General features: G+C 68.7%; 9 protein-coding genes. 2 read left to right on the top strand and 7 right to left on the bottom strand.

What is annotated here, in order from left to right; all coding sequences use genetic code 11:
- Positions 1 to 202: 202 nt before the first annotated feature.
- Positions 203 to 5,731 carry a lamin tail domain-containing protein gene (locus HUA75_RS01980; protein ID WP_174485397.1) on the bottom strand — a complete coding sequence of 1,843 codons (5,529 nt, stop codon included), beginning with the start codon at positions 5,729 to 5,731 and terminating at the stop codon, positions 203 to 205.
- 168 nt (positions 5,732 to 5,899) lie between these two features.
- The gene (locus HUA75_RS01975; RefSeq protein WP_141645391.1) at positions 5,900 to 6,703 is read right to left on the bottom strand and encodes an SDR family oxidoreductase; all 804 of its coding nucleotides are present in this window, start codon (positions 6,701 to 6,703) and stop codon (positions 5,900 to 5,902) included.
- Positions 6,704 to 6,817: 114 nt separating this feature from the next.
- On the opposite strand from HUA75_RS01975, the gene HUA75_RS01970 reads away from it, so the two are divergent.
- A complete protein-coding gene (locus HUA75_RS01970; protein WP_174485396.1) occupies positions 6,818 to 9,448 on the top strand; it encodes a DUF3656 domain-containing protein in 2,631 nt (876 codons plus the stop codon).
- Positions 9,449 to 9,538: 90 nt separating this feature from the next.
- Here HUA75_RS01970 and HUA75_RS01965 read toward each other — a convergent pair whose 3' ends face one another.
- The 5 genes from HUA75_RS01965 to dnaE all read right to left on the bottom strand — a co-directional run bounded on the left by HUA75_RS01965 (position 9,539) and on the right by dnaE (position 19,039).
- Entirely contained in the window at positions 9,539 to 10,582 is a 1,044-nt protein-coding gene (locus tag HUA75_RS01965; RefSeq protein WP_174485395.1) for a prephenate dehydrogenase/arogenate dehydrogenase family protein, read from the bottom strand.
- An 85-nt stretch (positions 10,583 to 10,667) separates the two neighbouring features.
- Positions 10,668 to 11,495 (bottom strand): crotonase/enoyl-CoA hydratase family protein, encoded by an 828-nt coding sequence (locus HUA75_RS01960; RefSeq protein ID WP_174461595.1) that lies wholly within the window; start codon positions 11,493 to 11,495, stop codon positions 10,668 to 10,670.
- Between the two features lie 155 nt (positions 11,496 to 11,650).
- Positions 11,651 to 12,370 carry a hypothetical protein gene (locus HUA75_RS01955; protein ID WP_174485394.1) on the bottom strand — a complete coding sequence of 240 codons (720 nt, stop codon included), beginning with the start codon at positions 12,368 to 12,370 and terminating at the stop codon, positions 11,651 to 11,653.
- 12 nt (positions 12,371 to 12,382) lie between these two features.
- On the bottom strand, positions 12,383 to 14,911 hold the full coding sequence (locus HUA75_RS01950; protein ID WP_174485393.1) for a DUF4157 domain-containing protein: 2,529 nt from the start codon (positions 14,909 to 14,911) through the stop codon (positions 12,383 to 12,385).
- 576 nt (positions 14,912 to 15,487) lie between these two features.
- Positions 15,488 to 19,039 (bottom strand): DNA polymerase III subunit alpha, encoded by a 3,552-nt coding sequence (gene dnaE / locus HUA75_RS01945; RefSeq protein WP_141640669.1) that lies wholly within the window; start codon positions 19,037 to 19,039, stop codon positions 15,488 to 15,490.
- Positions 19,040 to 19,377: 338 nt separating this feature from the next.
- Between dnaE and HUA75_RS01940 the strand changes: the two genes are divergently transcribed.
- Positions 19,378 to 19,827, top strand: a complete 450-nt coding sequence (locus HUA75_RS01940) for a Spy/CpxP family protein refolding chaperone (RefSeq protein WP_174485392.1) — start codon at positions 19,378 to 19,380, stop codon at positions 19,825 to 19,827.
- Positions 19,828 to 19,843: the final 16 nt, after the last annotated feature.

Raw genomic sequence — 19,843 nt, 5'->3', positions numbered from 1 at the left:
GGGCTGCTCTCCTGGGCGTGCTGCTGACGGGAAGTGTGCGCCGCAAAGGTAATCCGCCCGCCGCCTCCGGGCAGCAGCCTTTGATGGCCGGACGGCACTCTGGCCGACAGTGGGCCCGCCGCGCCTGAGCCTCGGAAGACAGGGAGGCCGCCCCGGCGTACAGCCAGGACGGCCTCCCGTACCGCTCAGGATGTCCCGCGGACTACGGCCGCTCGGTCCCGCTCAGGGAGTTCTGCGGCTGGCGGGTGGTGCGAACCACGAAGTCCGCGCTGTTGTTGTTCAAATCGGAACCGTTGCCCCGGCTCGCGTCGGAGCCGCCCTCGGCCATCGTGGCCTGCGTCGACGTGGGCAGCGCCTTGCGCTCGATGCTGCCGCCCGCCGCCGGGTGGAACGGACCGGCCGCGGAGCCCTCCGGCGAGTTCGCCGTCCCCCACCCCAGCTTGTCCACCTCGATGGGAGTGGGCGTGCTCAGCGACTGACCGATGCGGACATGGCCGCCCGTCGTCGTGGAGGCCGACAGGTCGAAGCCGGACCACGTCGCATCCGCGGCCAGCGCTCCGGTTCCGGTGTAGCCCGTGTGCGCGAGCAGGAAGTAGCCGTGCGCGGGGATGACCTTGCCGGCGGGAATCACGAAGGTGCCCGTGTACGTGGACCCCCCCGCCGACTTGTACTGCATCATCCAGCCGCTCAGGTCCACGACCTGGTTCGTCGGGTTGTACAGCTCGACGAACTCGTCCGTCTGCGACGTGATACCCCGGCCGCTGACCTCGCTGATGACCACGTGGTCCGCCACCGGGAGGACCTCGTCCACCGTCACGGTGCCGTAGCTCGCCGGGACCCCAGGCGAGACGACGCCGCTCTGGTCGCAGTAGACCCACGTGTCAGCGCCCACAGGGCCACGCGTGAAGCGGTAGCGGAAGCCGTAGAGGAAGCTCCCGTTCGTGGGAATCTGGAGGGTGGCCAACATCTCGTCGTCGTTGCCGCCGAGCGCGCCATAGCTGGGGTTCGGCGTCGCGGGCACCCACGTCCAGGACTCCGGGGCGTTGGCGTCCGTGCCGTAGCCCAGCTCCGAGACGAGGTACGGGAAGTGGTCATTGCCCGCCGTGCTGCGCGTCGTCACCTGCGGCTCGTAGACGCGGCTGGTGACCTCATGGGAGGAGCCGCGCGCGATGACCGCCGGGAACGACTTGGGGGACTCGATGGCGCAGAACTCCACGGGCGGCTGGATGTCCACGCCGCACGTCTCGTTGGGCAGGCCCGGCGTGCCCCGGTCTCCGCCCGACAGCTCGTCGTTGGACGCGCACCAGAACCAGGAGTAGCGGCTCGCGGTGCTGCCCACCAGCTCCGAGGACAGGCTCAGGGAGCGGCCCGCCACCAGCGGGAACTCCTCGTCGTAGGTGAGGTCGTCCATCACCACGCCATTGACGCGAAGGGACAGCTGGCCCGTGCTCTCCAGCTCCAGGGCGTTCCCATAGCCGTAGTCCGCGTCCACGCCACCGTTGGTGGCGAGGTCCGGGTTGCTCGCCAGCACCAGGATGCCGCGCGCCGGCAGCACCACGGCCGCGCCCGGGCCCTTGTCCACCGAGACGGTGGTCGTGGCCGAGGAGATGAGCGAGAGGCCGTTGATGTTGAGCAGCGCGTCGGACGTGCTCGTCACTTCGATGTACTCCGTCGTGCCAGTGCTCGGGGAGGCCATGACCTCGGTGATGATGAGCGTGCGCTCGCCGGGCGCCGCCGCCGTGGTGCACGCCGCCTGGTAGCAGACGGCATCCACACCGGTGCACGCTGACGCGGTGGGCACGTAAACGCACGTCGGCTCACCGGCCAGAATCTCGCAGGTGGCCTCATACGTCACCACCTCCACGCCCGACTCGGAGCACTCGGGCGCACGGGGCGCGCACACCTGGCTGCCACACGCGCTGGGCAGGTCCAGGGAGGTGGTCGTCAGCGGGCTGGAGTTCCCCGCGCCGTCCACCACGCGCACCGCGAAGTAGTACGTGCGGCCCACCGCGAGGCCCGCGACGGTCGCCTCCTCCTGCGCTCCAGGCAGGCCCGGCGTGCCCGTGGGCACCACCACGGCCACCTCGAAGTTCGTCTCGTTCAGCGGCGCCAGGCCGTAGCGCAGCTGGTAGGACGAGGCCTGGCCCAGCTGGCCGTCGTCGCCCGTGGCGACCCAACGCAGCCTCACGGAGTCAGCGCCCACCACGCTCGCCTCGAGCGTGGCCACCGGCGAGGGCACCTGGTCGTCGATGATGGACAGCGCCCTGGAGGCGGCCGGCAGGCTCGCGTCGGACACGGAGGCGGTCAGCGTGTAGTCCCCCTCCTGGGCCACCGAGAGCGTGGTGAAGCGCGCCACGCCCGCGACGGCCGTGGCGGTGACGTCACCGTCGAGCACACCGCCGCCCGAGAGCGAGAGCGTCACCACCGGGGCACCACTGGACGAGGTGTTGCCGAACTCGTCCTGTACGGCCACGCTCACCGCGGCGAGCACCTGGCGCACCGAAGCCGAGCCCGGTGCGGACACGAAGCCCAGCCGCGCCGGGGCAGCGGCGTCCACCGTCACCTCGCGCGCCGCCGACACCGCGAGCGCGGCGTCCGTGAAGGTGACGGTCTGCGTGCCCGCGGTGCGCAGGGCAAGGGTGAAGCCGTGCTCCCCCTGGTCCGCCGCGGTGAACGTGTGGGCGGTGAGCGGCCCCGCGTTGGCATCCGTCGCCGACGGCTGCACCGTGCCCACGTAGTCGCGGGACAGGTTGTCGAAGCGGTCCCTCGCGCTGACGGAGAACACATGGGCGACACCGGCCGTCAGGGACTCTGTCACGGGCGACACGCGCAGCGCGGTGGCCACGCCGGCGCTCACCGTCACGGCCTCGGAGGCGGACAACGTCGCCTGCTGGGTGTCCACGGCGGACAGCGTGGTCGCCTGCGCCTGGGCGAACGTCACGCTGAAGACGTGCCGGCCCGCATCCGTCTCGGTGAAGGTGTACGGCCCCGGAACCGTGGCCCCGGGGTCCTGCGCCACGCTCAGCGCCACCGTGCCTCGATAGCCGGCGGCCTGATTGCCATACGCATCCACCAGCGTCACCGTCGCGCTCACCGACTGACCGGCGGCCGGAGACGCCGTCGACAGCACAAGCGACAGCGACTCCGCGTTCCCCGGGGACACCTGCGTGCTCCGGGTGATGGACAGTGCCCCGCCCACTTCCGCCACGGTGAGGGAGCGCTCGCCGGCGCTCTCCAGCGTCACGCTGAACGTGAAGCGGCCCGCATCCCCGGCGGTGAACACGTGCTCGGGAGGCAGCGTGGCGCGAGGGTCGTCCGAGGCGAAGTCCACCTCGCCGGTGTAGCCCGTGACGAGGTTGCCAAAGCGGTCCCTCACGCTGAGGGTCAGCGTGTGACTGCCACCCGCCGCCGCCTGCGTCGGCAGCCCCTCCAGGTCCAGGTGGTGGGCGGCGTCGTTCGTCACCTCCACCTCCATGAAGGCCGTGAGCTGCGCGTTGGCGGTGTCCGTCGCCGTCACCCGGCGAAGGCCCATGTTGGCCAGCACGACGTCGGAGAAGACGTGGCGTCCCTGGTCCTGCGCGGTGAAGGTGTAGTCGGCGGGCAGCTCCGCCTCCGGGTCCGTGGACGTGAAGCGCACGGTGCCCGAGTAGCCCTTGGCCACGTTGTCGAAGCCGTCGAACGCCGTCACCTCCACGCTCTGTGACTGGCCGGCGATGACGGGCGCCACGAGCCCCGTGAGCGCCAGTCGGGACGCCGCTCCCGCCTCGATGACGAACTCATCGCTCTGCACCGTCAGGCCGTTGGCGCTGGCGGAGAAGCGATAGGTGCCCGCGCGGTCGATGCGCAGGTCGGAGAAGAGGGCCACGCCGGAGGCGGCGGAGACCTGCTTCGGCTCGAAGCCCGAGCCCCCCACCAGCGACAGCGTCACCGGCAGGCTGGCCGTGGTGACGACCTCGCCCTGCGCGTTCTGGAGGGAGACTCGCACGCCCGCAAGCGACACGCCCGCGGTCCCGTTCACCGGCTGCGTGGTGAAGGCCAGCCGCGTCACCTCGGCGTTCAGCGTCTGGAAGGACAGGCTGTTGGAGAGCGCGGAGTTGCCGCGGTTGTCCGTCACCCGCAGCGCGACATGGTACGTCTGGTTCGCGACCAGGTCGGTGACCTGCGCGGACTCGGCGGTGCCCGGCTCGGCGGGAGCATTCACGCCCCCCACCGGCGTCGCCGCGTTGAACTCCGCGTCGGTGAGGATGGGGGACAGCGAGTAGCGCAACGTCTGCGACGTCGCCCGGCCCACGCTGCCGTCATCACCCACGGCCACCCACGTCACCGTCGCCGACTCCGTGCCGAGCGTCCCCAGCGAGAGCACGGGCCGAGCGGGCGGCACGTCATCGACGACCGAGATGGCGGTGCTGCTCGCCTCCGTCAGTCCCGTCGCGCTCGCCCGGAGGTGATAGCTGCCCTCCGTGCTCACCCGCAGCCCGGTGAAGCGAGCCACGCCCTCCACTGGCGCGACCTCCTGAACCCCGGAGAGGTCGCCTGTTTCCACCAGCGACACCGCCACGGGAGGAGCCCCCACCGCCGAGAGGTTTCCAAAGGCATCCCGCAGGGACACCTCCACCGGAGACAACACGGCGCTCGTCGAGGCCGACGCGGGCACCTGGGTGAACACCAGCGCCGACGCCTCCCCCGCCACCACGCCCACGTCCTGCTGGGCGCGCAGCGCGGCGACACTCACATCCTGAAGCGTGACCTGATGGCTGCCCGCGCGCTTGAGGACAACCCCCATGAAGGTGAAGCGCCCCGCATCCGTCTGGGTGAAGGCATGGGGCCCGGGCAGCGAGGCCGTGGCATCCGTGGAGCTCACGGACAGCGTGCCGGTGTAGTTCGTGGCCACGTTGTCGAAGGCGTCACGCACCGTCACCTGCGCCGAGCGCGCCGCACCCGCGACGGCGGTGGACTCCAACCCGTCGATGTCCAGCGAGGCCGCCGCGGCCGGAGCCACGGAGAACTCGGCGCTCGTCGCATTTTCCATCCCCGCCGCCGACGCCTTGAGCTGGAAGTTCGCGCCGGCCTTCTTCAGCACCACGTCCGTGAAGCTCGCCGTGCCACCCACCGGCGTCACCGTGAGCGTGCCCTCCAGCGCGACATCCCCTGGGTTCGCCGCCAGGGACAACGTCACCGCCGCCGTCGCGCCCAGGACGGGGCGACCTTGAGCGTCGCGGAAGCGCACGTTCAGGCCGGTGATGGGCGCGCCCGCCGTGGACTCCACCGGCGCGGGGATGAACTCCAGCCGCGTGGCCACCAGCGCGACGAAGTTGAACGAGGGCCGGGAGGCCAACACCACCGCGCCCCCTTCGGCCGCGACGGAGACCGTCACCCGCTTGGTCCCCGCGTGCGCGGTCACCACGGTCGCCACGGCGACGCCCTGGCTGTTCGTCTGTCCCGGCTGCAACACCAGGTTGCCGTCGCCCTCCACCGCCACCGTCACCGTGCGCCCCGCGAGCGCGGTGCCGTTCTTGCTCCTCACTGTGACAGTGACCGTGCCCTGGTCCGCGCCGTCCGCCAGCACGTCCCTCGCCGGCGCGAGGACCACCGTGGATGCGGTGGCGTCCGGCAACGTCGAGGGCGTGGGCAGGGGCTGCGGATCCGGGTCATCACCACAGCCAACGAACAGGCCAAGACACAGCGCGGCCAGCCCGAGGAGTCGGGCTGACGGGGCAAGGCGTACGGACATGCGGATCTCCGGGATGCGAGCTGTCCCCCCCAGGGAAGACTCCACTCGCGGGTTGCAATGCCTTGTACCAGACATCGCCACCCGCCACGTAGACCCAGGTCACAAGTTTGCAATTACAACAAATTTCACAGAGGAGGTCGTGAGCACCCCATCCCCCTCTGTGTCGGGCTACATCCCGATGGCCGCCATGAGCGCGGCGCCGCCCAGCAGGGACTGGCCGCCATCACAGACCATGATGGAGCCGGTGATGTAGGACGCGGCCTCCGAGGACAGGAAGAGGGCCAGCCGCGAGATGTCCGCCTTGGTGCCGAAGCGCTGGAGCGGCAGGGCCTGGGCGAGCCTCTGGTGGCCCTCCTCGCTGGGGGCCAGGCGGCGCATGCCCTCGGTGTCCTCGATGGGGCCGGGGGTAATCGCGTTGACACGCACGCCTGCGCCGCCCCACTCGAGCGCCAGCACGCGGGTGAGCATGTCCACGCCGGCCTTGGCGGCGCACACGTGGGCCTGCATGGCCATGGGCAGGTACGCCTGGGGCGCGGAGATGTTGATGATGCTGGCGCCGGGCTTGCGCAGGTGTTCGAAACCGGCGCGACAGAGGTTGAAGGTGCCCAGCACGTCGATATCCATGACGGCCTTGAAGCCGTTGGAGGACATGCCCAGGGCCGGTGCGGGGAAGTTGCCGGCGGCGCCACAGATGAGGATGTCCATCTCCCCGTACGCGTCGCGCACCGTCTGGAGCGCCTTCTCCACGGAGGCGTAGTCGCGCACGTCCGCGGCCACCCCCATGGCGGTGCCGTGGGCCTGGAGGCCCTTCACCGCGCCCTCCAGCTTCTCCACATTGCGACCGTTGATGGCCACCTTGGCCCCCGCCTTCACGAACGCCTCGGCGATGCCGAGGTTGATGCCGCTGCTGCCGCCCGAGATGAACGCCACCTTGCCCGCCAGCAGCCCGTCCTTGAACACGCCTTCAGCCATGACTCGTCTCCTGTGGAAGCAACCGGGCGGCGACTTGACCAGAACCTGCCGCACTGCGTCCACGGGCGCGTGAGGACGGGCGCGATGGCAGCCTCGCTGTGGTAGAGGGCGGACATGCGCCGTCGTCCTGAAATCCTCGCCCCCGCTGGAGACCTCGACTCGATGAAGGCCGCGCTGGCCAGTGGCGCGGACGCCATCTATTTCGGGCTGGACGAGGGCTTCAACGCGAGGGCCCGGGCGGAGAACTTCTCGCTCGCCACCCTGTCGGAGACGCTGGCGCTGGTGCACCGCGCGGGCGCGCGCGCGTTCCTGACGATGAACACGCTGGTGTTCGAGCCGGAGCTGCCGGTGGTGGAGGACATCCTGCGGCGAGTGGCCGCCGCGGGGGTGGACGCGCTCATCGTCCAGGACCCCGCCATCGCGCTGGTGGCTCGCGCGGTGTGTCCCCAGATGGAGGTTCATGCCTCCACGCAGATGACGATTTCGAGCGCGGAGGGTGCGCGTTTCGCTCGCGGATTGGGTGCCACGCGCATCGTCGTGCCGCGAGAGCTGTCGGTGGCGGAGATTGGACGGCTGGCGGCGGAGACGGACATCGAGCTGGAGGTGTTCATCCACGGCGCGCTCTGCATGTCCTGGAGCGGTCAGTGCCTTACGAGTGAGGCGTGGGGTGGGCGCTCGGCGAACCGGGGGCAGTGCGCGCAGTCCTGTCGGCTGCCGTATGACCTGGTGGTGGATGGACAGACGAAGGACCTGGGCGACGTGCGCTACCTGCTCAGTCCCAAGGACCTGGCCGGTGTCATGGCGGTGCCGAAGCTGATTGAGATTGGCGTGCACTCGCTGAAGATTGAGGGCCGGCAGAAGGGGCCGCAGTACGTGGCCACGGCGGTGCAGGGGTATCGGCGCTGGGTGGACGGTGTGTCGGCGGGCAAGGCGGACACGGGTGCGCTGCGCAAGGACCTGGCCGACATGACGCTGTCGTACAGCCGGGGCTTCTCACACGGCTTCTTCGCGGGCTCGGACCACCAGACGCTGGTGGAGGGGCGCTTCCCCAAACACCGAGGCGCGTACCTGGGCGTGGTGGAAGCGGTGCAGGGTCGCGACGTGCTCGTGGCGGAGGACCCGGAGGGCCGTCCGTGGACGGGCGGGCTGGGGCAGGACGACGCGCGGACGAAGTCGGAGGCGCCGCAGGGCAAGGTGTCTTCGCCGCTGGAGGGCGATGCGCCGGTGGCCGCGGAGCTGTCCCCTCGTCCGGGCATGGGCGTGGTGTTCGACGACGGGCACCCGGAGGACAAGCACGAGGCGGGCGGGCCGCTGTTCCGAGTCGAGCGCACGAGTCACGGCTGGGTGCTGGGCTTCGGCAATCCCGGACCGGACATGGGGCGGGTGGCGCGCGGGCAGCGTGTCTGGGTGACGAGTGATCCTTCCCTGGCGAAGCACACGGAGGAGCTGCTGGCGCAGGGTGAGCCCGAGGGCCGTGTCCCGCTGGCGCTGACGGTGTCGGGGACGGCGGGAGGGCCGCTGGTGGTGACGGGCACGGCGCGAGGAGGCCACGTGGCCACGGCGTCGAGCACGGTGCCGCTCGCGCAGTCTCGCGGGGGTGGGATGGACGCGGCGCTGCTGAAGGACAAGCTGGCGGCGCTGGGTGGCACTTCGTTCCACCTGACGGAGCTGGACACGACAGCGCTGGGGACGGGGCTGCATCTGCCTGTATCGGAGCTGAAGGCGCTGCGTCGCTCACTGGTGGCGGAGCTGACGGAGGCGGTGTCTCGGGGACCGGCGCGCACGGTGCGGGAGACGGCGGTGCTGGAGGAAGTACGGGCCTCGCAGCGCGAGCGCGTGGTCGCATCACCGGTGGCTGACGGTGCGCGGTTGTTGCCGCTGTGTCGGACGGACGAGCAGCTCGAAGCGGTGATTGCGGCGGGGCTGCCGGAGGTGGAGCTGGATTGGATGGAGCTGGTGGGGCTCCAGCGGGCAGTGGAGCGGGCGCGGGCGGCGGGGCTGCGCGTGACGATTGCGACGGTGCGGGTGCAGAAGCCCGGCGAGGAGGGCTACGACGCGCGCATCGCGAAGCTGAAGCCGGACGCGGTGCTGGCGCGGCACTGGGGCGCGATGATGCACTTCCTGGAGCGGCCCTTTGCGCCGGGGGAGTCACGGCCGGCGCTGCATGGGGATTTCTCGCTCAACGTGACCAACTCCGTGACGGCGCTGCATCTGTTGGGGCTGGGGCTGGACACGCTCACGTTCGCGCATGATTTGGACGCGGTGCAGTTGGGGGCGATGTTGGAGCACCTGCCGGCCGAGCGTTTCGCGGTGACGGTGCACCACCACATCTCGACGTTCCACACGGAGCACTGCGTGTATTCGCACACGCTGTCGCACGGGCGCGACTTCAAGAGCTGTGGACGCCCGTGCGAGAAGCACCGGTTGTCGCTGAGGGACCACAAGGGCCTGGAGCATCCGGTGGTGGTGGACGTGGGCTGCCGCAACACGGTGTTCAACGCGCAGGCGCAGAGCGCGGCGTCGCTGGTGCCGTCGCTGCTGGCGCGAGGAGTGAAGCGTTTCCGGGTGGAGTTCGTCCGTGAGTCACGCGAGGAGGCCACGCGTGTCCTGGGGGCGTATCAGGAGCTGCTCGCGGGCCGCATCTCTCCGGCGGAGGCCGTGCGCCGCGCGGCGGTGCATGAGCAGTTCGGTGTGACGAAGGGGACGATGAAGGTCCTCAACCCCACGTTCACCGTCCAGCGCTGAGCCGGGACGAGGCGGCGAGCGAACCGGTCCGGTGTGGTTGCGGCAAGGGCTTTCGCCGAAGCGTTCAGCGAGGGGCGCTACTCCCGGGGCTCACGTTTCCCCGTCGGGTCCAGCAACGGAGTCACGAGAAAGGCGAAGCACGGCACGGAAGACATCGTCCAGCGCGGCGGTGTCGAGTCCGTCCCGCTCGGCCCACTGACGTCGGGTCTCCATCATGGAGGACTCACGCTCCGCATCGGGAAACGGCAAGCCGTGCGCCGACTTCACACGGGCCGCCTCTTGAACGAGGCGTGCACGCCGAGCGAGCAATGACACGAGTTCGCGGTCGACACCGTCGATGCGTTCTCGAACCCCCAGGAGCGCGGGGGGCGCGGACTCAGGCGTCGAACTCGCGGCCCCTGCTTGTGGTTCGAGTCCCTGATGGAGCTGCGTGAGTGCATCCATCAACCGGACACGGGCCTCTCGCGCATACGGGTTCTCCGTCTGCACGACGGCGAAGAGGTGTGGCACCTCCAGCCGTGCGTACTCTTCAAGCCGAGCCATGGGCTGGAAGCTGGGAGGCGCGAAGGGCAGGTCTCTGCCCGCCCCTGCCTTCACAAGTCCGTGGGCCAGGAAGAACGTAAGCACATGGGTGCGGGACATCAGCTCGTCATGGGCCTCGGGCGACATCTCCGTCACCTCGCAGCCCAGGAGTTCGAACAGCGCACGGGTGCGGCGCACGGCCTCTGGGTGGAGAGTATTCGGACACACCACGGTGCGCCGAGCATCGCCACGCGCCAGGCTCGCGGGGCCGAAGAGCGGATGCGTGCCCACCCAGGGAATGTCACGCCCCAGGACAGAGGCGAGCACTTGCACCGGCCGCACCTTCACGCTGCCCACGTCGATGACGAGGTGGGAAGGCGACAGGATGGGGCGCAGCGTCGTCAGCGCCTCGCGCATGACAGAGACAGGCATCGCCAGTACGAGGACAGTGGAGCGCGCGGCCAGCTCCGCGAGCGAACGTACCTGCAGCTTTGGAGGGACCTCGTCCTGCCTCGGGTCAAACACGCTGTGCGGCACGCCCGCGTCGGACAGCAGCCCCGAGAGGGCGCGACCGAAGCGCCCATAACCCAGCAACCCAACCGTCTCCGTCATGCCGTGGGACTCCCGAGACTCGACTTCACGGGAATCCTCGCACTGCGAGAGCAGCGGGTGGAAGCCCCTCGTGAGAGGGGCGGGCTCACCGGCCCACGAATTTCGCGGGGCGACGCTCGGCGAACGCGGAGAAGGCTTCTGCGAGGTCGTGTGATTGGAGGAACGCGGAGTTCCACACGGCGACGTAGCGCAGGCCGTCCGACGTGGACTTGTCAGCGCAGTATTCCATCACCTGCTTGGCGCCCTGGACGACGAGGGGCGGGTTCTCGGCGATGCGTCGCGCGGTGGCGCGGGCCTGGGTGAGCAGTTCCTCGGCCGACGGGAAGACCTCGTTGACGAGTCCCATGCGGAGGGCGCGCTCGGCATCCACGTCGCCACCGGTGTAGGCCAGCTCGCGAGTGTGTCCCTCGCCGATGATGCGCGGCAGGCGATTGAGAGCGCCCAGGTCCGCGACGATACCGACCTTCACTTCGCGCAAGGAGAACTTCGCGTCGCGGGAGCAGTAGCGGAAGTCACACGCGGCGATGAGGTCCATGCCTCCACCGATGCACCAGCCATGCACGGCGGCAATGAACGGCTTGCGACAGCGGGCAATGCCTTCGGTGGACTGCTGCATGTCGCCAATCAGCTTCAGGAGCTTCGTGCGCTCCAGGGCGAGGTTGTTGTCGCCGGTGAGCAGCGGCCCCAGGGACTCCATCATCCCCATCAGGTCCAGGCCATAGGTGAAGTGGTCCCCGTTGCCCCGGACGAGCACCACTCGCACGGATTCATCCTCGTCGAGCGCGCGAATGGCCTCGGGCATCTCCCGCCAGAAGTCCGGGCCCATGGCGTTGCCACGACCGGGGCCCAGGAGAATCACTTCGGCGACTCCATCCGCCTTCTCAATGCGCAGCGACTTGTAGGTGGTGTCCATGACGGCCTCCCGCGTGAGTGGGCGAACCGTACCTCACCCACATGGAAGCAGTGTGCGTCGCATCGAGCGCCGCCATCTGTCTGGGCAAAAACAGCCCACCACTGACGCGCATCGCCTCGGCGACGGGAGGCGGTGCCCACGCGAGCACCTGGCCGCTACTTCCGGGCCGCGCGGAACACCTCGGTCAGCCGCTTCATCTCCGCCTCCACCGCTGGAGTGGTGGCATCCGCGAGCCGAGGGGTGACGACGAGGAACAAGCCCTTCCCACCGTCCACCCACTCCACCTGGTCCGAGGGCAGTTGCTCCAGCATCTTCCGGTCGAACTGCTCCAGGTGTCCCCGGCCCAGGAAGTTGGCCCAGTACACGCCCGCGAACATGGGCCCCAGCGTCACGGCGGGGTTGTAGTCACCGGACTCCAGGTCCTCGTAGCGCGCCAGGGGATGGATGGCGGCGAACTCCGTCGTCTCGGGAGCGTGGGCCGCATGGAAGGCCTTCAACAACCGCGCGGAGCCCGCCTCGTCCTCGTACGACGCGCCCTCGAACTGGAAGACGAAGGTGTTGAGCCCCCTCACCCGCCCCTCCGTGGCGACGAAGGGAGAGATTCCCACCGTCAGCGTCCAGGGCCACGGCGTGGCTCCCCACGCCTTCAGGTACGGGTGCTTCTCCTTCTTGGGAATCTCCGCCATCACCCGCGCCCCCACGCCCGCCCCCTCGAGCTTCACCACGCGGCGCGTGGCGTCCTCGTCCCAGCCACACACCCCCTCCACCGTCCCCACGAGCCCCGCCTCGGAGAGGGCGTCGATGAAGGCCGCGGGAGCGCGCCGGTCATTCCAGTCATGGTGCTGCGAGCTGGCGGTCCACTTCACCTCGGCCATGACGGGTCCTCCCTAGAGCCGGGTCAACACGTTGGGCTGCTTGACATACCAGACGGTGATGCGGCGCGCCTTGAGGGCCGAGTTCAGCTTCGCGGCCTCCTCCGAGGGGAAGAGGTAGTGCAGCGACTTCACCTCGGCCCCCGTGTTGGCGCCCTTCGTGCCCAGGAAGCCCAGGTAGTCGTCCACCTGGCCCGGAGGCACCTTGTCGGTGAGCTGGTGTTTGATCTCCCAGAGCTCGCCCTTGTCCGCGAAGAAGCGGTCCGCGGTGCGCCGCTTGCCCCCGGGAAGTGGAAAGGTCTCCCGCGTGAACGCCTTGCCGGCGAACTCCTGGAGGTGGGTGCGCGCGAAGGCCTCGAACATGGGCCCCTTGAGGGCGGCGCCCTGACGCGGGTCCGCCTTCACCACCGCCTCCACGATCTTGTTGAACGCGTCGATGTCTCCCCCCGTCTTCGAGGGCACCACCTGGGTGAGGTAGCGGGTGAAGGTCTGGTACGCCGTCTTCGGGTTGCTCTTGTCCGCGGCGGTGACGAAGTCGGCGAGCTTCGCGAGGTCCAGGTCCGTGAGGTCCGCCTTGCGGATGAGCGCCATCAGCGCCGGGTACTCGTCCAGGTACTGCTTTATCTTGCCGACGTGAAGGTCCTTGGGCAGCGCGGCGAGCACGCTCTCCGGCGACGTGAGCTTCTTCGCGCCGGTGGCTCCCTTCGCGGCCAGCTCCGCCAGGTACTTCTGGATGGCGCCCAGGTCCACCTTGCACGGCGAGGCGCAGCCCAGCACCCGCGCCTTGGCCACGTCGCTCAGCTCACGGAAGCGCTCGATGGCCCACTGGGGCAGCCGCTTGAGCCTGTCAATCGCCTCGGCGGAGAGGTTCTGCAGGATGTGGCCGGGCACCTTGAGCACACGCACGGCCCAGTCGCGCGCCGCCTGGAGCCCCCGCATCCCCACGCGCAGGACCTCCGCCTCCTTGAGCCCCTTGGCGACGTCGCCTGCCTTCTCCACGAACTTCACCACCCGTGGCATCTTCGCGAGCAACTGGGCGAACTTGCCCGCCTTCCCCGCGCTCTTCAGCGCCGTGAGCGCGCCGCCGCTGAAGAACAGCATCACGATTTCGGCAATCGCATAGCCGGTAATCCACCCCCTGAAGTGCCAGCGCTTGAGCAGGCTCGGGTCGTTCCACTTCTTGTCCAGCCAGTCGAGCCCCGCCGCCGCGAGCTGCGAGAAGTCGAGCTTGGACAAGTCCTTGAAGAAGCCCCGGATATCCGAGATGAGGTTGCCGGTGACGAGGCTCCACACCAGCTTTCCCGCCAGCTTCGCCAGGTCCACCAGCCCCACCAGCGTGTCCCAGAGCGACTCGAAGACGCCGTGCAGCAGCCCCGCCACGAAGGCGACCGAGCCCAGCAGGAACTCGCCCACCGCGCTGATGGCGCTCTTGACGGCCTGATAGGCCTCGTAGCTGATGGAGCCCGAGGAGACGCGCCCCTTGAGCGCCTTGGCGAACTCCACGCCTGGAATCCAGATCTGCGAGCCCGCGCGCGTCTGGGTGGCATCCCATCCCGCGTCCGGATCCGGCTTGTGGATGCCATTGCGCCCGCGCTCCGAGTTGACGAGCACCAGCACGTTGACGAAGAAGCGCTCGTCCTGGCCCCACTGCGTCGCGCTCGACTTGTAGAAGCGCTTGACGATGTCGAGCGCCGTCTCCCCCTTCGCGATGCGATACAACCGGGCCTCCGGGTCCGGCAGGTCCACGGTGATGTGTGACTTCGCCACGTAGCCGAACCGGCCATCGAGCAGCACCACGAAGTACCAGCCCCCGGCCTGCTCGCGACTGACGAACAAGCGCGTGTTCTGGGGGAGCCGCTCGAGCGGAGCCTGCCCCGCGTCAGGCGTGGCGCGGAGGTTGACGCCCTCCTCCGGCGCGACGAGCCCGTTCTTGTTGACCGCCGTCCCCGACTGCATCCGCGGGCCATCCGTCGCCACCTCGCGGGGCGCGGCCGTCGGAGTGGGAGGAGGCGCCGGCGAGGGCACCGTGTACTTGGACGCGGGCGCCGGAGAGAAGTCCCGAGCCACGCCCGGGCCGTGACGTCGAGGCTCTCGCGTCGGGCCCTCCCCCATCACCGCGTCCGCCGTGGACTCGGCCTCTCGCTCGGAGGCATCGCCTGGGGAGGACATCGCGAGCCCGCCCGTGGCGAAGCGGGCCAACCTGACGCCGGACGAGGGGCGGCCTCCCGTCTGTTGCAACACATGCGTCAGCTCGTGCGCGAGCAGCCGACGTCCCGCGTGGGTGCCGGGTGAGTACGCGCCGTCCTGGAACGCGATGTCGCTGCCCACCGTGTAGGCCCGGGCCTGGAGCGCGCGAGCGGAGTCCGAGGCGCTCGCGCCCGTGTGGATGCGCACGCCGCTCAAGTCATGGCCGAAGCGAGGCTCGAAGAAGGCACGCGAGGAGGACTCCAGCGGTCGGCCGGAGCCCAGTCCTCGTGAGACCTGTGCGGACACCTGCTCCGACGAGGCCGCCCCGGAGGCACCGGGTTGCGCCGCTCGAGCCACCTCCTCCTTCTTCTCGCAGGACGAGCACGCGCACGTTCCTCCCCCGCACGCGACGCGCTGCACGGTGGGGGTGAGCGGGATGCGGCTGAAGTCGAAACGGACGCCCGGTGAGACCTGCCCGGTCTCGCCCGAAGGTCGCGCCCACGTGTCTGGCCTGATGGCCGACTCGGGCCGGACCGCGGGAGTGAAACCTCCCACCTCGGCTGAGTGACTCGCGCGAACCCGAGCCCCGCTTCGTCGCATGGCTCCCCCTGGAGTGGATGCCCTCGCATTGTACGCCAATCCCACGCAGGAGCGCATGGACTCACCAGCTCCAGGTGCGTGCGGGGCACCCTGGCACTTCGCCTTCTTGGGTCAGGCTCTACATGGATTTACGACATGGTCGCAAAATGCCTCTCCAGCCGCCGTCTCTTTGGGCAGGTGCTGAGAATGCAATGCAACGCATTGAAGCGACGGGTGTTGACCCTGTCGGTCCCAACGGGAAGTCACGCGCTCGCGCAGGTCGAGGTCCCGACCGAGCCCCAGACAGCAACGGGCCGGGCGGTGCCCTGCCCAGCCCAGGAGCCGAATCGACCGTCAGCCGAACTCCACCACCCGCATCCCGAACAACCGGTCCACCGCCAGCAGCAGGTCGTCATGCACCTGCACCTTGAGCGACGTGTTCCCGATGAGCGCCTCGGCCTCACCGTGGAACAACACACTCACTGCCACGGGTGTGGCACCGGCGAACTTCTTCGCCAGCTCGTGCAGCTTCGCCACGCGGTCCTCCGTCAGCAGGTCCGCCGGCACGCGCAGCTCCAGCCGCTTGGTGCGCTTCTCACGCACCTCCTTCAGGCTCTGGATGTCGTCGACAATCAACTCCGGCGTGGGCGAGTCCTCATCCCGCTGGCTGATCTGCACCGTCCCCGTCACCAGAATCGGGTCGTCCGACTTGAGCAGGTGCTCCCAGTTCTCGAACCCCGGCTTGGGCCCCTGCTTCGCCCACTTGCCATCCCTGCCCATGACGTTGCGCGTGCCGTCCTTGCCCGGGAAGCACACCAGCTCAATCGACCCGGACAGGTCTTCAATCGTCACCCACGCCATGCGCTTGCCCGTCTTCGTGGGCCGCTCGCGCAGCACCGTGACGACGCCCGCCACCGTGAGCTTGTCGTCCTTGCGCGCGCGCTGCACCGACGTAATCGGCTTCGCGTAGCGCTTGAGCTCCTTGTCGTACTGATGCAGCGGATGGCCAGACACGTAGAAGCCGATGGCCTCCTTCTCCAGCGCCAGCCGCTCCTTCTCCGACCACTCCTCCACCACGACGTAGTCGTCCTTCATCGCGGCGCCGCCCGAAGCGGGCCCCGCCAGCATGCCGAACAACGAGCTCTGCCCCGCCGCCTTGTCCTTCTGGCTGGATGAGCCGCGGTTCATCGCCCGCTCAATCGTGTCGAACACCTGCCGACGCGGACGCTTCTCGAAGTCGAACGAGCCCGCCTTCACCAGCGCTTCCAACACCTTCTTGTTGACGCGCCGGCTGTCCACGCGCTCGCAGAAGTCGAAGAGGCTCTTGAAGGAGCCGTCCTTGCGCGCATCCAGGATGGACTCGATGGCGCCCTCGCCCACGCCCTTGATGGCGCCCAACCCGAAGCGAATCTTCCCCTCCACCGCGCCGAACTGGAGGTCGGACTGATTCACGTCCGGCGGCAACACCTGGAGGCCCGACTCGCGCGCCTCGCCGATGTGCTTCACCACCTTGTCCGTGTTGTCCTTCTCGCTGGAGAGAAGGGCCGCCATGAACTCACAGGGGTAATGCGCCTTCAGCCACGCAGTGTGAATCGTGACGAGGCCGTACGCCGCCGAGTGGCTCTTGTTGAAGCCGTACTCAGCGAACTTCTCCATCAGGTCGAAGATTTCGCCAGCGACCTTCAGGTCGACGCTGTTCTTCGCGCAGCCCTCGAGAAAGCCGGCCCGCTCGGCCTGCATGACCTCGGCCTTCTTCTTGCCCATGGCGCGGCGAAGCAGGTCCGCGCGGCCCAGGGTGTACCCACCCAGGACCTGCGAAATCTGCATCACCTGCTCCTGGTACACGATGACGCCGTACGTGTCCTTGAGCACCGGCTCCAGCGCGGGATGCGGATACGACACCTTCTCCCGGCCGTGCTTGCGGTTGATGAAGACGTCCACCATGCCGGAGTCCAGAGGACCCGGGCGATAGAGCGCGCCCGCGGCGATGACGTCTTCGAAGCAGGACGGCTTGAGCTTCACCACCATTTCCGTGAAGCCACTCGACTCCATCTGGAAGACGCCGGCCGTGTCGCCCTTGGCCATCAACTCCCAGACCTTGTCGTCATTCAGCGGAATCTCATGCCGCGGAATGTCCTTCTCGTGGTTGCGCTTCACCAAATCCAGCGCGTGCTGGATGACGGTGAGGGTCTTCAGGCCGAGGAAGTCGAACTTCACCAGGCCCGCCGCCTCCACCTCGTCCTTGGCGAACTGGGTGATGAGCGTCTTCTCACCCGGCGGCTGGTAGACGGGCACGAACTCCCACAGCGGCTTGTCGGCGATGACCACGCCGGCCGCGTGCATGCCCGGCTGGCGGTGCAGGCCCTCCAGCGCGAGCGCGATCTCCAGCACGTCCTTCGTGGTGACGGGCCGCCCCTCCACTTCACCGATGTTGGAGGGCTTCTCCATCATCTCCTTGAGGCGAGGCTCCATCTCGATGGCCTCCTTCAAGGTGATGTTGAGGACTTCCGGCACCAGCTTCGCGATGCGGTCACCTTCGCTGAAGGGCAGCGCGAACACGCGGCACACGTCGCGCAGCACGCTCTTCGCCTTCAGTGAGCCGAAGGTGATGATCTGCCCCACGTTCATCTCGCCGTACTTGCGGCCGACGTACTGGATGACCTCGTCCCGCCGGTCCTGGCAGAAGTCGATATCGAAGTCGGGCATCGACACGCGCTCCGGATTCAGGAAGCGCTCGAACAGGAGGTTGTACGGAATCGGGTCCACGTCGGTGATGCGCAGCGCGTACGCGACGAGGCTGCCGGCGCCGGAGCCACGGCCCGGGCCCACGGGGATGCCCATCTTCTTCGCCCAGTTGATGAAGTCCTGGACGATGAGGAAGTAGCCGCTGAACCCCATCTTCTGGATGACGCCCAACTCCAGCGTCAGGCGCGCCTGGTACTCCTCCCGGTCGATGGGATAGCTGACGGTGGCCGCCAACTCGATGAAGCGCTCGCGCAGGCCCTCGTAGGCCAGCTCCGACATGAAGCTGTCCGGCGTGTGGCTGTCCGGCACCTTGAACGTGGGCAGCATGGGCTTGCCCAGCTTCAGCTCCAGGTTGCACTGCTCGGCGATGCGCTGCGTGTTGTGGACGGCCTCCGGAATCTCCTTGAAGAACTCCAGCATCTCCGTGGGGCTGGTGACGTAGAGCTTGTCCGTGGCGTGCTTCATCCGCTTGCTGTCCGCCAGCGTCTTGCCGCTGGCGATGCACATCAGCAGCTCGTGTGCGCGCGCGTCCTCGCGCTTGATGTAGTGCGCGTCCGCGGTGGCGCACAGCGGGATGTCCATGTCCCGCGACAGCTGCATCAGGTTCACGTTCGCCTTGTCCTGCTCAGGCATCCCGTTGGACTGCACTTCGAGGAAGAAGTGCCCGGGCTCGAAGATGTCCTTGTACTCCTGGGCCGCGCGGCGGGCGTGGTCCATGTCCCCACGGAAGCACGCGCTCGTCACCTCACCACCCAGGCACGCCGTCAGCGCGAAGAGCCCCTTGCTGTGGTCCGCGAGCACCTTCTTGTCGATGCGCGGGTGGTAGTAGAAACCCTGCATGTACGCGGTCGAGGACAGGTAGCGCAGGTTCGCGTAGCCCTCCGCGTTCTTCGCCACCAGGATGAGGTGGTGGTTGACCTTCTCCGAGCGGTCCTCGCGACCCTTGGCGCCCGCGACGTACGCCTCCATGCCGAGGATGGGCTTGATGCCCGCGTCCTTCGCCTTCTTGTAGAAGTCGATGGCTCCGAACATGTTGCCGTGGTCCGTCACGGCGACACTCGACATCCCCTTCTCCTTCACCGTCTTGATGAGGTCCTTCATCCGGATGGCCCCATCGAGCAGTGAGTAGAGCGTGTGCAGGTGGAGGTGGGTAAAGGACATGGCCCGAACACTACGTTCGGCCCCGGCCTCCCGCTACTCTCTCGAACGCGTCAGGGTGGCCCGTCCCACAGGCCGAGAAATCGGCCTCGAAAGTCGTTCTGTCGGGAGCGGAAAGGCGGGGCGCGGCCCGAAATCGGGGCCCCCAGGGCCGGTGGGCCGGCTCTCCCTCCAGCCGTCCAGGCGGGCGCACCCGGGGCGAAACTCCAGGGCCGGGGGGCTTCACACTTCTTCACGCCCGGTACAAGCGCCCGAAAAAGCGGCCCGGCACATTGGGCAACATCGCCAACACGGCGAAGCCACCCGGGCCCGCGTCGGGCCCCGCATTCGGAGAGAGTCCTATGATGAAGAAGCTCGCCATCGCCGGTTCCGCCGTCGTCGCCGTCGTCCTGCTCAGCGGTTTCGCCTTCCGCGGAGGCCACCACGGCTGGGGCCACAACCCCGAGCGCATCAAGCAGATGGTGTCGTGGAAGCTGAACGACAAGTTGGACGACATCGACGCGACGGACGCCCAGCGCAAGTCCATCAACGCCGTGAAGGACCGCCTCCTCGACGAGGGCGCGAAGCTCGCGAAGGAGCAGCACGCGGTGCGCTCGGAGGTCGTCACCCAGTTCGAGTCGACCACGCCCGACGCGCAGAAGCTCCACGCGCTGGTGGACGAGCGCATCGACGCGATGCGCGCGTTTGCCCACCAGGCGACGGATGCCGCGCTGGAGGTCCACGGCACGCTGACGCCGGAGCAGCGCAAGGAGCTGGCCACGGAGTTCCGTGAGCGCACCGGCATGGAGTGAGAAGCCCCCTCGGTGC

The sequence above is a fragment of the Myxococcus sp. CA040A genome, assembly GCF_013336725.1.
In the GTDB taxonomy this organism is placed as follows: Bacteria; Myxococcota; Myxococcia; order Myxococcales; family Myxococcaceae; genus Myxococcus; species Myxococcus llanfairpwllgwyngyllgogerychwyrndrobwllllantysiliogogogochensis.
The sequence above is the reverse complement of the archived record's forward strand: the minus strand, read 5'-3'. Positions and strand labels throughout refer to the sequence as shown.

Coding starts and splice junctions, on each gene's coding strand:
- HUA75_RS01980 (WP_174485397.1), bottom strand. CDS start 5,731: ATGTCCGTACGCCTTGCCCCGTCAGCCCGACTCCTCGGGCTGGCCGCG.
- HUA75_RS01975 (WP_141645391.1), bottom strand. CDS start 6,703: ATGGCTGAAGGCGTGTTCAAGGACGGGCTGCTGGCGGGCAAGGTGGCG.
- HUA75_RS01970 (WP_174485396.1), top strand. CDS start 6,818: ATGCGCCGTCGTCCTGAAATCCTCGCCCCCGCTGGAGACCTCGACTCG.
- HUA75_RS01965 (WP_174485395.1), bottom strand. CDS start 10,582: ATGACGGAGACGGTTGGGTTGCTGGGTTATGGGCGCTTCGGTCGCGCC.
- HUA75_RS01960 (WP_174461595.1), bottom strand. CDS start 11,495: ATGGACACCACCTACAAGTCGCTGCGCATTGAGAAGGCGGATGGAGTC.
- HUA75_RS01955 (WP_174485394.1), bottom strand. CDS start 12,370: ATGGCCGAGGTGAAGTGGACCGCCAGCTCGCAGCACCATGACTGGAAT.
- dnaE (WP_141640669.1), bottom strand. CDS start 19,039: ATGTCCTTTACCCACCTCCACCTGCACACGCTCTACTCACTGCTCGAT.
- HUA75_RS01940 (WP_174485392.1), top strand. CDS start 19,378: ATGATGAAGAAGCTCGCCATCGCCGGTTCCGCCGTCGTCGCCGTCGTC.